The following is a 14068-nucleotide window of genomic DNA, read 5'->3' as shown; positions in this document are numbered from 1 at the left end:
GAATACTTTATTAAATAAGTATTCCGTGCTGCCTTTAAAATTAAAACTTATAACTTAGCGCAACACGCCAAACTTTATCAGTAACATTTAGTGGTAATCCGCTTTTATATCGATAACTCAACCAACTATCTGAATATAACCACTCTATACCAAGCTTCAAATTATCATTTATAGAACGATTGATATGTAACGTGAGCGCTTGGTTGTCACTGGCATTCGGATCAAATACCCAATGATCCTTATCAACAACCTCAGACTTTTCTAAGCGAGCCGAGAATCGATATGTTTTCCATTTATGGCTTAATAAAACGAACCAGCTACGAAAATCATTATCAACCCCCCTACCTGGGCCCATTGCCGTTGAGCCTGACATTGCTTGCACCAAAAGATGTGTTTGACTAGACAGCTTGCTCTTCCAAGCTATTGATAAGAAATTGGTATCCCAAGCATATTGACCAATTCCTTCATTTATCGCAGCAGGGTCACCATTATTGTCATACCAGTAAACTCTAAGGCTATGCTTTTTCAAATAGTCTAAATGCACACCTGCATAAAAACCAAAGCGACCATCTATTTCATGAAACGGATCTGAGTACTGCCATTGTTTTGCAAGCTGTGGCTTCTGCAATGAATACAGTGATGCAAAACCTATTCGTTCATTTAGATGTGTTTGTCTGTCATGAGGAAGTAAGCCTCGCCAAGCAATCAAGGTTCCAGCAGGATCATTTCCCTTAAAAACAGCTGTGTGAAAGCTTACATCGTACTTGCTTCTAAACCTTCTGGCTGGGCGCTTTATTGTTAATTCAGAGCCAATGGCTCTAACTTCTTCACCTAACCAAGCATTCAAAGCAGAATAGTTATATGTATAAGGTGATGACCATGCAAAACCCGTGTTTTCAAGAGACATTTTTGGATAAAAAGCACCAATTTTAGCTGATACTTGATACCCCTTAGCAATCGGTTGATACTGAAGATAGGCTTCGGTAAAGCCTAAAGCGGCTTTTGGATTTGGAACATATTGTGCCACACCAAAGAGGGACCAACTATTTGCAAAATCTACTCGACCAGCTAAAGCTGCACGAGATATTGAGAGTTTATCATCGTGTTTACCAAATCGAGTTGTCCCCCAGCCCTTATCTAACCAACTCACGGAATCAGAGCCCGAGTCAAAACTTGCGTCTATCTGGCCCTCAAACTTTGTTTGAATATTGCTTGCAACAGTAACCGAAGAAAAACTTAAACCTAGCAGTCCAGAAATAACTTTATTCATAACCATCACTTTCATCCACTGCAAAGTCGAAAGCTTCCATAAGAGTTTGCTTTACTTTATAGGTTTCTTTTTGAGAATGAGAACTCAGCTGTACTTCTACTTGCTCACTTGCCTCTAGCTTCTCAAAACGTTCATGCCAAACATGTAATTGTGCTTTACCAATTTGGGAGGGAGATAATGCAATATTTGCTCGACCTTGCTTGTCCGTCAGCGCGAAGTAGCCAGAATCGACAACCAATATATAGCCTAACATCCAGTCATGAATGTTACACCCTAACTCAACAACACCATTATTCTCGAAAACAATCTCTGATTTAGGCGTTTCTTTATATAATTTTAATTCAAATGGCTTTGGCTTCGAAAAGGAATAAACATGATGCAAGATAGAGTCGAAGTTAGGAAATTCAATTTTAGCGCCAGTTGGCACAACCAAGATATGGGGAGTAAAAGCTCTATCTTTTTGCCCCATACTAAACATATCAGAAACTTGCTCTGCTTTAGGTTTATATAAATCACCTTCAAGCCACACAACAGCATTAGTTAAAGGGTTGCCGGCTTTGTCTTTGACTATAACTTCAAATGCCTGAGAGTGTGTGGCAAAGCATAAAGCTAAGCTAAAGAGAAACTTCAGTTTGCTGTATTTCATCTAAATGTTCCATATTTTTGAGTGCTTATACCCTTAGTGTATAGCAGCCTCTAACTATATAAATTAAGCATACACACAGATGACCGAGTTATTAAATTTTATTATTCATTAAAAGTGCAAATATGGTGCAAAGTTAATGACGGCGTGCAAGGCGAGTACATTTGCCTTGCGCAAGAAAGGTGTAAAAGGCTAGCGACAGTGAACGAAGTGAACCCGCTCTTTTTACGCAAGTATAGTGCGAAAGGTTTATGACAAGCGCGCAGCGCTTACATTCTTTTCGCGCAAGGTGAGATAAACTAGTTTAGCTGGAGTTGAGGGCGTCTAGATTAAGTACGGTGAAAGTTGCTCACTTCACCTTGCGCTTATGGTGCAAAATTAGCGACAGCGAACGCAGTAAGAGCGCTTCTTTTGCGCAAGGTGAATTAATCCATTTTAACAAGCGCTGAGACTCTTACATATCGATGCAAAAATTCTGCACATAGCAAAAAACCCGCTGCATTTCTGCAACGGGTTTCTTTAATTGCCTGGGGCAACCTTTGCTGGCGATGTTCTACTTTCACATGGGAAGCCAGGCTGGCCGCGCCCACACTATCATCGACGCTATCGTGCAAAATTAGCGACTGCGAACGCAGTGAGAGCGCTTCTTTTGCGCAAGGTGAATTAATCCATTTTAACAAGCGCTGAGACTCTTACATATCGATGCAAAAATTCTGCACATAGCAAAAAACCCGCTGCATTTCTGCAACGGGTTTCTTTAATTAGGCCCTGGCGATGTTCTACTTTCACATGGGAAGCCCACACTATCATCGACGCTGTTTCGTTTCACTTCTGAGTTCGGCATGGGGTCAGGTGGTTCCAAAACGCTATAGTCACCAGGAAATTCGGTGCGCTAATCGCTTTCGCAATTAACTTAAAATCTGGAAAAAATCTGATAATTTCTAAAACTTCTACTCTAGTTCATATTAGCTTCTTAGCTAAAACCACTTTGGCGTTGTATGGTTAAGCCTCACGGGTAATTAGTACTGGTTAGCTTAATGTATCACTACACTTCCACACCCAGCCTATCAACGTTGTAGTCTCCAACGGCCCTTCAGTTAACTTAAAGTTAAAGTGAGAACTCATCTCGAGGCTCGCTTCCCGCTTAGATGCTTTCAGCGGTTATCGATTCCGAACGTAGCTACCGGGCAATGCAATTGGCATCACAACCCGAACACCAGCGGTTCGTCCACTCCGGTCCTCTCGTACTAGGAGCAGCCCCTCTCAATTCTCAAACGCCCACGGCAGATAGGGACCGAACTGTCTCACGACGTTCTAAACCCAGCTCGCGTACCACTTTAAATGGCGAACAGCCATACCCTTGGGACCGACTTCAGCCCCAGGATGTGATGAGCCGACATCGAGGTGCCAAACACCGCCGTCGATATGAACTCTTGGGCGGTATCAGCCTGTTATCCCCGGAGTACCTTTTATCCGTTGAGCGATGGCCCTTCCATTCAGAACCACCGGATCACTATGACCTACTTTCGTACCTGCTCGACGTGTCTGTCTCGCAGTTAAGCTGGCTTCTACCATTACACTAACCGTACGATGTCCGACCGTACTTAGCCAACCTTCGTGCTCCTCCGTTACTCTTTGGGAGGAGACCGCCCCAGTCAAACTACCCACCAGGCACTGTCCACAATCCCGATAAGGGACCTATGTTAGAACATCAAACATACAAGGGTGGTATTTCAAGGATGGCTCCATGACATCTGGCGACGCCACTTCAAAGCCTCCCACCTATCCTACACATGTAGGCTCAATGTTCAGTGCCAAGCTGTAGTAAAGGTTCACGGGGTCTTTCCGTCTAGCCGCGGGTACACAGCATCTTCACTGCGATTTCAATTTCACTGAGTCTCGGGTGGAGACAGCGTGGCCATGGTTACACCATTCGTGCAGGTCGGAACTTACCCGACAAGGAATTTCGCTACCTTAGGACCGTTATAGTTACGGCCGCCGTTTACCGGGGCTTCGATCAAGAGCTTCGCCTAAGCTAACCCCATCAATTAACCTTCCGGCACCGGGCAGGTGTCACACCGTATACGTCATCTTACGATTTTGCACAGTGCTGTGTTTTTAATAAACAGTCCCAGCCACCTGGTCACTGCGGCTCCCGTCCGCTTAGAAAGTAAATCTCATCACAGATAGGAGCGTACCTTCTCCCGAAGTTACGGTACAATTTTGCCTAGTTCCTTCACCCGAGTTCTCTCAAGCGCCTTAGTATTCTCTACCTGACCACCTGTGTCGGTTTGGGGTACGATTCGAAATAATCTGAAGCTTAGAGGCTTTTCCTGGAAGTAGGGCATCATCAACTTCACTACCGTGGTAGCTCGTCTCGACTCTCAGCCTTAGCGACCCGGATTTTCCTAAGTCACCAGCCTACAGCCTTTCACATGGACAACCATCGCCATGCTTGATTAGCCTGCTCCGTCCCCCCATCGCAATTATTCCAAGTACGGGAATATTAACCCGTTTCCCATCGACTACGCTCTTCAGCCTCGCCTTAGGGGTCGACTTACCCTACCCTGATTAACATGGGATAGGAACCCTTGGTCTTCCGGCGTGCGGGTTTTTCACCCGCATTATCGTTACTCATGTCAGCATTCGCACTTCTGATACGTCCACCCAACTTTACAATTGAGCTTCAGCCGCTTACAGAACGCTCCCCTACCCCGCATACAAAGTATGCAGCCGTAGCTTCGGTGGTATGTTTAGCCCCGTTACATCTTCCGCGCAGGCCGACTCGACTAGTGAGCTATTACGCTTTCTTTAAAGGATGGCTGCTTCTAAGCCAACCTCCTAGCTGTTTTAGCCTTCCCACATCGTTTCCCACTTAACATACACTTTGGGACCTTAGCTGACGGTCTGGGTTGTTTCCCTCTCCACGATGGACGTTAGCACCCACCGTGTGTCTCCCGGATATTACTTTACGGTATTCGGAGTTTGCAAAGGGTTGGTAAGTCGGGATGACCCCCTAGCCTTAACAGTGCTCTACCCCCGTAAGTATTCGTCCGAGGCTCTACCTAAATAGATTTCGGGGAGAACCAGCTATCTCCCGGTTTGATTAGCCTTTCACTCCAAGCCACAGGTCATCCCCTAACTTTTCAACGTTAGTGGGTTCGGTCCTCCAGTTGATGTTACTCAACCTTCAACCTGCCCATGGCTAGATCACCGGGTTTCGGGTCTATACCTTGCAACTCAACGCCCAGTTAAGACTCGCTTTCGCTACGGCTACCCTAAACGGTTAACCTCGCTACAAAATATAAGTCGCTGACCCATTATACAAAAGGTACGCAGTCACCCTCGAAGGGCTCCTACTGCTTGTACGTACACGGTTTCAGGTTCTATTTCACTCCCCTCACAGGGGTTCTTTTCGCCTTTCCCTCACGGTACTGGTTCACTATCGGTCAGTTGGGAGTATTTAGCCTTAGATGATGGTCCACCTATATTCAGTCAAAGTTTCACGTGCTCCGACCTACTCGATTTCACTTTAGATAAGTTTTTGTGTACGGGACTGTCACCCTGTATCGTCAAACTTTCCAGAATGTTCCACTAACTACACTAAAGCTTAAGGGCTAGTCCGATTTCGCTCGCCGCTACTTTCGGAATCTCGGTTGATTTCTTTTCCTACGGGTACTTAGATGTTTCAGTTCTCCGCGTTCGCCTCGTTAACCTATGTATTCAGTTAACGATACCTGTAAACAGGTGGGTTTCCCCATTCGGAAATCCTAGTCTCAAGCGCCTCTTACTGGCTTGACTAGGCTTATCGCAAGTTAGTACGTCCTTCATCGCCTCCAACTGCCAAGGCATCCACCGTGTACGCTTAGTCACTTAACCATACAACCCAAAATGGTTTGTATCGTCAAAGACAGTTTTAACTTCGCCAGAAGTTAATATTGAATACTAAAGTAGACGCTAATAAACAAATGAATGTTTATCGGCATTGTTTTACTTTTGAAAACTCTTTTTAGAATTTCTTCTAAAAGAATTAATTATCAGCTTTTCCAAATTTTTAAAGAGCAATATTAATTAGCTATAAAGCTAACTAACAATCATCTGTGTGGACACTACGAACAAATCTGTTCTAAATCGTTAAGGAGGTGATCCAGCCCCAGGTTCCCCTAGGGCTACCTTGTTACGACTTCACCCCAGTCATGAATCACTCCGTGGTAAGCGCCCTCCCTAAGGTTAAGCTACCTACTTCTGGAGCAACCCACTCCCATGGTGTGACGGGCGGTGTGTACAAGGCCCGGGAACGTATTCACCGCGGCATTCTGATCCGCGATTACTAGCGATTCCGACTTCATGGAGTCGAGTTGCAGACTCCAATCCGGACTACGACGCACTTTAAGTGATTCGCTAACTCTCGCGAGCTTGCAGCACTCTGTATGCGCCATTGTAGCACGTGTGTAGCCCTACACGTAAGGGCCATGATGACTTGACGTCGTCCCCACCTTCCTCCGGTTTATCACCGGCAGTCTCCTTAGAGTTCCCGACCGAATCGCTGGCAACTAAGGATAGGGGTTGCGCTCGTTGCGGGACTTAACCCAACATCTCACAACACGAGCTGACGACAGCCATGCAGCACCTGTATCAGAGTTCCCGAAGGCACCAAACCATCTCTGGTAAGTTCTCTGTATGTCAAGTGTAGGTAAGGTTCTTCGCGTTGCATCGAATTAAACCACATGCTCCACCGCTTGTGCGGGCCCCCGTCAATTCATTTGAGTTTTAACCTTGCGGCCGTACTCCCCAGGCGGTCTACTTAATGCGTTAGCTTTGGAAAAGTTGTCCGAAGACCCCAGCTCCTAGTAGACATCGTTTACGGCGTGGACTACCGGGGTATCTAATCCCGTTTGCTCCCCACGCTTTCGTACATGAGCGTCAGTATTGACCCAGGTGGCTGCCTTCGCCATCGGTATTCCTTCAGATCTCTACGCATTTCACCGCTACACCTGAAATTCTACCACCCTCTATCATACTCTAGTTTGCCAGTTCGAAATGCAGTTCCCAGGTTGAGCCCGGGGCTTTCACATCTCGCTTAACAAACCGCCTGCGTACGCTTTACGCCCAGTAATTCCGATTAACGCTCGCACCCTCCGTATTACCGCGGCTGCTGGCACGGAGTTAGCCGGTGCTTCTTCTGTAAGTAACGTCACAGCTAGCAGGTATTAACTACTAACCTTTCCTCCTTACTGAAAGTGCTTTACAACCCTAAGGCCTTCTTCACACACGCGGCATGGCTGCATCAGGCTTGCGCCCATTGTGCAATATTCCCCACTGCTGCCTCCCGTAGGAGTCTGGACCGTGTCTCAGTTCCAGTGTGGCTGATCATCCTCTCAAACCAGCTAGGGATCGTCGCCTTGGTGAGCCATTACCTCACCAACTAGCTAATCCCACTTGGGCTAATCTAAGGGCGAGAGCCGAAGCCCCCTTTGGTCCGTAGACGTTATGCGGTATTAGCAGTCGTTTCCAACTGTTGTCCCCCACCCTAAGGCATATTCCCAAGCATTACTCACCCGTCCGCCGCTCGTCATCTTCTAGCAAGCTAGAAATGTTACCGCTCGACTTGCATGTGTTAGGCCTGCCGCCAGCGTTCAATCTGAGCCATGATCAAACTCTTCAATTAAAAGTTTTTGAATCCGAAGATTCGTGCTCAATGAATTCTGTATAAATTGACTATATAGTCACTCATAAGAAATTGAGACTCTAAATTTTTTTGCTCCTGAATCAAGAGCTGTTAGAACTCAATCTGTACGAGTGCCCACACAGATGATTGCTTCATATTTTTAAAGAACAGTGTAACTCGATGAGTTACCGCAGCCTTGCTGCGAAGTGGAGCGCCATAATAACGACTTCACTTTTTATGTCAACACTTAATTTTAAATAGTTTTTAAAGATTAAGTTTTATTTGACTCGACATCGCTTTGATTTGCTTTTCAGCGTCTCGCCCCGTGTCAGTGGGGTCGCATTATAGGGAGAGCAGAAAATTACGCAACCCCTTTTTTAAAGAAAAATGCAAAAAACTGACTGTTCGCGTGTATTTTGAACGAAACTCCTATTTTTGGTACTTTAATGTTGTAATTTTGGTCACTCCTGAGTGTTAACTGCTATTTTTAAGCCATGGTAAATTGCTCGCTTTGACTCTACACTAATTACAAAGCATAAATAACATCTCAATAAAACTCGGGGCTCTACACAAATGATAAGAAGTTATAAAGGGATCTATCCTAAATTGGAAAAGTCGGTCTATGTTGATGAATCAGCCGTTTTAGTCGGTGATATCACTATAGGTGAAGATAGTAGTGTCTGGCCTCTAGTTGCAGCGCGAGGAGATGTTAACTATATACAAATCGGTGAGCGCACTAATATACAAGATGGTAGCGTACTTCATTTAACGCGTAAGAGCGCCAACAATCCTGATGGTTACCCGCTTATTATCGGTGATGATGTGACAGTAGGTCATAAAGTAATGCTACATGGCTGTAAGCTTGGTAACCGTATATTAGTAGGCATGGGTGCTATCGTGATGGACAATGCGATTGTCGAAGATGATGTCATCATTGGTGGCGGTGCATTAGTGCCACCTAATAAGAAACTTGAATCAGGCTATTTATATGTAGGTAGCCCGGTGAAACAATCGCGTCCGTTAACTGACTCAGAATTAGCCTTCTTGAAAATATCGGCGCTCAATTATGTTGAGTTAAAAGATGATTACTTAGCAGAGTCAGACTCGGCTAAGTAATACTTCCCCTTCTGCTGAGTAGCTTTCTTCTTCGATAAGCGCCTCAGCTTGCATTTCATAATCAAATTGATGCTCTGCAAAGTGTGCTAGCGCTGTCGCCTCTTCTCCTTCAAATGCAACACAGCAACGAATGATTAAACCAGAATTCATAGCAGTAAACTCTATTCTTTGCTGAGTCGCATTAAAACTCGCATCATCATTAAATAAGATTGCTTGATTCATGTTAGCCCTTAGCAAATGTATTTATTACCGGTGTTAATTCAGGCATATCACCTTGCCAAAGATAATATGCTTCTGCAGCCTGCCCTATTAGCATACCAATTCCATCTACTAACTTGGTATTTGAGTTAATAGACTCGACCCACTTCAAGAAGCTAGTTTGCTCATTGCTATAAAACATATCATAGGCAAGGTGACATTGTGTAAAAGCAGCCTCCGATATATTTGGAAGTTCTCCAGTAACACTCGATGATGTCGAGTTAATCACCACTTGATAAGTCGAATCGGACACCTCGTCTAAGCCAACCCCTTGCACATGACCATAAGCAGAAAACTGCTCGGCCAATATCTCAGCTTTCTCTTTGGTGCGATTCGCAATGGTGATGTCTTTCACCCCTGCTTGCAGTAAAGGATAAATACACCCTCTTGCTGCGCCACCCGCACCAATAAGTAATACAGATGCGCCATCTAGTTTGCATTCATTTCGAATTAAGTCAGCCACTAACCCAGCGCCATCGGTATTATCACCGAGTAACCGACCATCATCTAACTTCTTAATTGTATTCACAGCTCCCGCTAACTGTGCTCTTTCTGTGAGTTCATCCACCAGCTCAAACGCACGCTCTTTAAAAGGCAAGGTGACATTGGCTCCCTCGCCCGCTTTGTTTGTGAAAAAGTCTTGTGTGAATGCTTCAAATTCATCTAATGGCGACAGCAAAGCTTGATAATCTATTTGCGTTGAAAACTGCTCTGCAAATTGCCTATGGATCTGTGGCGATTTAGAATGTTTTATCGGATTACCAAATACCGCGAATTTACCCATTAAATAAGCCCAGTGAATAGTTTATGAAGCAGCTAATTAAACGCATCTTCAACAAAGATGCAAGTAAAGAACAAGAGAGTAATATGCACGAAACCCCAACGGTAGAAAAATCACCTTATGAAATTTTAGGTGGGGAAGCAGGTGTTAAAGCCTTAGCGGATCGCTTTTACGATGTAATGGCAGAAGAAGAATACGCGAAACCGCTATATGACATGCATCCACAACCTCTAGATAGAATACGTTTAGTCTTTTTTGAGTTTCTATCCGGTTGGCTAGGTGGCCCTGATTTATTTGTTGAGAAATACGGGCACCCTATGCTGCGAAAACGCCATATGCCTTTTTCAATAGATAAAGACTTAAGAGATCAATGGATGTTTTGCATGAATAAAGCACTCGAAATTGAAGTGGATAACCCTCTATTGAGGGTGGGACTAAGAAAATCTTTCGAGCAATTAGCCACACATATGATAAATAAGGACTAAACTATTAATCAATTGTTAAATTAGCTGTGGCTCATTTGCGCTGAATCAATCCCCTTATCTCTAAAAGCTGCATAATGGAATGACATATGAGTGAGATTGAATGATTACTGTGAAATCGATACAACATAAAATTTATGCACTTTTAGCGATAACGGGCGTACTTGTACTCATTGCCAGTATTTGGAGTAGCTCAGATCAGCAACAAAAGCTTGCTCAAGAGACCGTCGCAGAGAATATCAAGTTATTAGCCGATAACTACTTTGATTCTATTAATACCATGATGCTTACCGGCACTATGGCCAACCGTGAAATACTCAGTGAAAAACTACGTGCTCATCCTAGCATCGAAGACGCCCATATCATTCGAGCAGAGTTAATCAATAAACTTTACGGTCCAGGCAACCCCAACCAAGCACCAACTACTGATGCTGAGCGTGATGCACTAAGAGGTAAAGAAACTTTAGTGATTGAACAACGCGATGATATGCGTGTGATGACATTTCTTAGACCTATGATAGCCAGCAGTGACTATAAAGGCACAAACTGTTTAGGTTGCCACATGGCTAAAGAAGGCGATGTATTAGGGGTTGTTCGTATAAGTTACTCATTAAAAGACATTGATAACACAGTGACCAGCAATACTTGGTTAAGCACTGGATTACTGTCGGTCATTTTTATCTCGGCGTTTGTCATTTTAGGCATGCTATTTAGAAAGCTATTTATTGTACGCCTGAAAATGCTTGGTCGCACCATGCGCCTTGCTACACAGAATAAAGATTTAAGTCTGCGTATTGATGATGATATTGACGATGAGCTTGGGCGTTTAGCGACGAACTTCAATAAAATGATGACCGCGTTTAAAGAAAATATGGCACAAGTCTCCCATTCTTCTCATGTGCTCATTCGCTCGGCAGAGAGTATTTACAACTCAGCAGATACAACAGAGCAAGCCATCTTAGCGCAAAAGCAAGGCACAGATTCAGTTGCCGCTGCGATTAATGAATTAGAGAGCTCATCAAGCGAAGTTAAGAATACTACACATTTTGCCTCAGAAAAGTCGGATTCAAGTAATCATCTAGCAGAAGAAAGCATGGCCGTTGCAGAGCACACCGAAGCAAGTATTAATCAACTTGCGCAGGATGTTCGCCAAGCCGCAGAGCAAGTTAGTCAATTACAAAACCAAACCCTTGAAGTGGGTAAAGTACTTGAAGTGATCAGTAGTATTGCAGAGCAAACTAACCTGCTAGCACTTAACGCAGCAATCGAAGCGGCACGAGCGGGTGAAGCAGGTCGAGGCTTTGCAGTGGTTGCCGATGAAGTAAGAACGCTGGCAACTCGTACTCATGACTCTACGGATGAAATAAAGCGCACCATTGAAAAACTGCAAAGCGAAGCAGCGCAAACCGTTCAGGCGATGAGTGCATCTTGTGAAGAAGCGGATGACAGAGCCTTACAAGTGAAAAAAGTCGCACAGGCATTAAAAGATATTTCAAATCAGATGCATGAGATTAATGACTTAAACGTACAAATCGCCGATGCCACAGAGCAGCAAAACCTGGCAGCAGAAGAAATTAATCACAGCGTCATTGGTATTCGTGATAACGCGGAAGAATCTTTAAAAGATGCGCACCGCAGTAAACAAGTCAGTGAAGAACTCCTGACATTAGCGCGCTCTTTGGATGAGCAAGTGCGCAGCTTTAAAGTCGATTAATAATAAGCTTCTTTTATAAAAAAACGGCGCTCACTCGAGCGCCGTTTTTTTATGGACTGCTATTCAAGCTCTGAAGTTAAAGACTTAACCAGTCTCTTGGCTTTAAGTAAGATTCATATAAATTGGCTTCTAATGAGCCGGCTTCTGGTGTGAAGTCATATTCCCAACGCGCCAATGGTGGCATCGACATTAAAATTGACTCAGTACGACCACCGGTTTGTAAGCCAAACAAGGTACCACGGTCCCACACTAGGTTAAATTCAACATAGCGACCACGACGATAAAGCTGGAATTGACGCTGCGCATCATTCGTTGGCGTGTCTTTACGTTTTTCAATGATTGGTAAGTAGGCATCTAAGAAACCATTGCCCACTGCTTGCATAAAGTCGAAGCTCTTCTCAAACCCCCACTCATTGAGATCATCAAAGAAAAGACCACCTACGCCACGGGTTTCACCACGGTGTTTTAAATAAAAATATTCGTCACACCACTTTTTATAGTCGTTATAAACAGTATCACCAAATGGATCACACAAGTCTTTTGCGACTTGGTGCCAATGCTTAACGTCTTCTAATACAGGATAGAAAGGTGTTAAATCAAAACCACCACCAAACCACCAAATAGGTGCTTCGCCTTCTTTTTCAGCAATGAAAAAGCGCACATTGGCATGACTCGTAGGAATATGTGGGTTTTTAGGGTGAATAACCAAAGACACACCACATGCATGGAAGCTACGACCCGCTAATTCCGGGCGATGTGCAGTTGCCGAAGCGGGCATTGACGCACCAAATACGTGAGAGAAGTTAACACCGCCCTGCTCGATTACGTCACCATCACGAATAACACGGGTACGACCACCGCCGCCTTCCGCTCTTTCCCACGCATCTTCAACAAATTTCGCTTTACCATCAGCTTGTTCTAGGCCTGCACAAATTGTGTCTTGTAATTGTAATAAGAAGGCTTTGACTGTTTCTAAATTTACTTTTGACATGCTTACTCTCTAATTAGCTGTGTGGTAAAGGCATCTTTAATTTGACTTGGTTTGATCTCACCACCAAGTGCCCCTTCAACATAAAAGTCGATTTGATCGTTAAATACCACTTTTACTTTGTCTAGTGTTGCTTCTGGTTGTTGCCCTGCAATGTTTGCACTGGTCGACACCAGCGGCTTCCCAAATTGCTGACAAAGCTGCTTCACCACCGGGTGTGCACTAACACGCACCGCGATTGTTGAATGAGCGCCCGTTAACCATTTAGGGGTTGAAGCCTTGGCAGGCAGAGCCCAAGTAATGGCTGCTGGCCACGAAGAAAAAATCTCAGCGCGTTTATCCATTGGAATTTTGTTTTCATCAACATAAGGTAAAAGCTGAGCAAAATTATCGGCAATTAAAATTAGCCCTTTCTCTTCTGCTCTTTGCTTTAACGCCAAAATACGCTGCACAGCACTGTGATTATCAGGGTCACAACCAAGACCATACACAGCTTCTGTTGGATAACAAATTACGCCACCAGCACGCAATACAGCTTCAGGCGTATCTTTGCTGGTTTGTTGTTCATGGCTCACTATGATCTCTCTACTTTATGTTGGCAGGATTTCTGCGGACATTGTAACACAGCTTTATCGCCACGAGATTTCTCAACCATCACCCCCCAACCGCATTGCGGGCAAGTTTCGTCGACTGGGTGTTGATTTAAACTGTACTTACAACTTGGGTAGGCATCACATGAGTAAAATTGTTTACCGAATTTATTGTTACGAACAACGAGCTTACCCTTTTTGCACTTAGGGCAGTTTGGTAAACCTTCTTCTTCGGGCTCGTCTTCATGCACAATAAAATGGCAGGCAGGGTATCCGGTGCACCCAATAAACATACCATAGCGGCCGTTACGAATAACTAATGGTTCACCGCACTCAGGGCAAGGGGAATCGTCGAGTACTTTGATGTCGTGATTATCATGCTGGGCGAGAGAACGAATATAGTCACACTTAGGGTAACTGGCACAGCCCAGAAATGGCCCATTCTTGCTGTGCTTCATCACCAGCTCAGAGCCACATTTAGGACAAATTTCATATTCCTTTTCTAATGCATGTTTATCAGCATTAAATAAAGAATGATCAATCTTACTCATACATGCC

10 protein-coding genes and 3 rRNA genes are annotated in these 14068 nt (G+C 44.4%); 3 read left to right on the top strand and 10 right to left on the bottom strand.

What is annotated here, in order from left to right; genetic code table 11:
• Positions 1-40: 40 nt before the first annotated feature.
• From ACXAC4_RS17505 to ACXAC4_RS17485, 5 genes are all read right to left on the bottom strand, one after another.
• A complete protein-coding gene (locus ACXAC4_RS17505; RefSeq protein ID WP_475163892.1) occupies positions 41-1270 on the bottom strand; it encodes a hypothetical protein in 1230 nt (409 codons plus the stop codon).
• Positions 1263-1916 carry a methylamine utilization protein gene (locus ACXAC4_RS17500; protein ID WP_475163889.1) on the bottom strand — a complete coding sequence of 218 codons (654 nt, stop codon included), beginning with the start codon at positions 1914-1916 and terminating at the stop codon, positions 1263-1265. Before ACXAC4_RS17500 ends, ACXAC4_RS17505 begins: the two co-directional genes overlap by 8 nt.
• 763 nt (positions 1917-2679) lie before the next feature.
• A 5S ribosomal RNA gene (gene rrf / locus ACXAC4_RS17495) occupies positions 2680-2793 on the bottom strand.
• Between the two features lie 118 nt (positions 2794-2911).
• A 23S ribosomal RNA gene (locus ACXAC4_RS17490) occupies positions 2912-5792 on the bottom strand.
• Between the two features lie 256 nt (positions 5793-6048).
• Positions 6049-7581 (bottom strand): 16S ribosomal RNA (locus tag ACXAC4_RS17485).
• Together the 16S, 23S and 5S rRNA genes form the textbook arrangement of a ribosomal RNA operon.
• A gap of 573 nt (positions 7582-8154) precedes the next feature.
• Between ACXAC4_RS17485 and ACXAC4_RS17480 the strand changes: the two genes are divergently transcribed.
• Complete coding sequence (locus ACXAC4_RS17480) at positions 8155-8697, top strand: gamma carbonic anhydrase family protein (RefSeq protein ID WP_475163887.1); 543 nt, start codon at positions 8155-8157, stop codon at positions 8695-8697.
• Here the strand turns inward: ACXAC4_RS17480 and ACXAC4_RS17475 are convergent.
• The gene (locus ACXAC4_RS17475) at positions 8680-8919 is read right to left on the bottom strand and encodes a DUF1488 family protein (RefSeq protein WP_138483213.1); all 240 of its coding nucleotides are present in this window, start codon (positions 8917-8919) and stop codon (positions 8680-8682) included. The two genes, ACXAC4_RS17480 and ACXAC4_RS17475, sit on opposite strands and share 18 nt — an antisense overlap.
• A gap of 1 nt (position 8920) precedes the next feature.
• Entirely contained in the window at positions 8921-9739 is an 819-nt protein-coding gene (aroE, locus tag ACXAC4_RS17470; protein WP_475163883.1) for a shikimate dehydrogenase, read from the bottom strand.
• Between the two features lie 23 nt (positions 9740-9762).
• Here aroE and ACXAC4_RS17465 point away from each other — a divergent pair, with 23 nt between their 5' ends.
• On the top strand, positions 9763-10221 hold the full coding sequence (locus ACXAC4_RS17465; RefSeq protein ID WP_058028310.1) for a group II truncated hemoglobin: 459 nt from the start codon (positions 9763-9765) through the stop codon (positions 10219-10221).
• Between the two features lie 100 nt (positions 10222-10321).
• The gene (locus ACXAC4_RS17460; protein WP_475163874.1) at positions 10322-11932 is read left to right on the top strand and encodes a methyl-accepting chemotaxis protein; all 1611 of its coding nucleotides are present in this window, start codon (positions 10322-10324) and stop codon (positions 11930-11932) included.
• A 76-nt stretch (positions 11933-12008) separates the two neighbouring features.
• Here ACXAC4_RS17460 and hemF read toward each other — a convergent pair whose 3' ends face one another.
• The 3 genes from hemF to ACXAC4_RS17445 are packed head-to-tail and all read right to left on the bottom strand — an operon-like array spanning position 12009 to position 14061.
• Positions 12009-12923, bottom strand: coding sequence for an oxygen-dependent coproporphyrinogen oxidase (gene hemF, locus ACXAC4_RS17455; protein ID WP_058028308.1), 915 nt, complete (start codon positions 12921-12923; stop codon positions 12009-12011).
• A 2-nt stretch (positions 12924-12925) separates the two neighbouring features.
• Positions 12926-13495, bottom strand: a complete 570-nt coding sequence (gene tsaC / locus ACXAC4_RS17450; RefSeq protein WP_475163870.1) for an L-threonylcarbamoyladenylate synthase type 1 TsaC — start codon at positions 13493-13495, stop codon at positions 12926-12928.
• On the bottom strand, positions 13495-14061 hold the full coding sequence (locus ACXAC4_RS17445) for a DNA topoisomerase family protein (protein ID WP_475163866.1): 567 nt from the start codon (positions 14059-14061) through the stop codon (positions 13495-13497). Before ACXAC4_RS17445 ends, tsaC begins: the two co-directional genes overlap by 1 nt.
• Between the last annotated feature and the right edge of the window lie 7 nt (positions 14062-14068).

It is taken from the genome of Pseudoalteromonas sp. AWM4_233, assembly GCF_056158285.1.
This window is presented reverse-complemented; position numbering and strand designations above follow the sequence as displayed.

What these genes read in the sequence shown, in the direction of transcription:
- aroE (WP_475163883.1), bottom strand. Translation starts at nt 9,739, where the DNA reads ATGGGTAAATTCGCGGTATTTGGTAATCCGATAAAACATTCTAAATCG.
- ACXAC4_RS17500 (WP_475163889.1), bottom strand. Translation starts at nt 1,916, where the DNA reads ATGAAATACAGCAAACTGAAGTTTCTCTTTAGCTTAGCTTTATGCTTT.
- hemF (WP_058028308.1), bottom strand. Translation starts at nt 12,923, where the DNA reads ATGTCAAAAGTAAATTTAGAAACAGTCAAAGCCTTCTTATTACAATTA.
- ACXAC4_RS17445 (WP_475163866.1), bottom strand. Translation starts at nt 14,061, where the DNA reads ATGAGTAAGATTGATCATTCTTTATTTAATGCTGATAAACATGCATTA.
- ACXAC4_RS17460 (WP_475163874.1), top strand. Translation starts at nt 10,322, where the DNA reads ATGATTACTGTGAAATCGATACAACATAAAATTTATGCACTTTTAGCG.
- ACXAC4_RS17480 (WP_475163887.1), top strand. Translation starts at nt 8,155, where the DNA reads ATGATAAGAAGTTATAAAGGGATCTATCCTAAATTGGAAAAGTCGGTC.
- ACXAC4_RS17465 (WP_058028310.1), top strand. Translation starts at nt 9,763, where the DNA reads ATGAAGCAGCTAATTAAACGCATCTTCAACAAAGATGCAAGTAAAGAA.
- ACXAC4_RS17475 (WP_138483213.1), bottom strand. Translation starts at nt 8,919, where the DNA reads ATGAATCAAGCAATCTTATTTAATGATGATGCGAGTTTTAATGCGACT.
- ACXAC4_RS17505 (WP_475163892.1), bottom strand. Translation starts at nt 1,270, where the DNA reads ATGAATAAAGTTATTTCTGGACTGCTAGGTTTAAGTTTTTCTTCGGTT.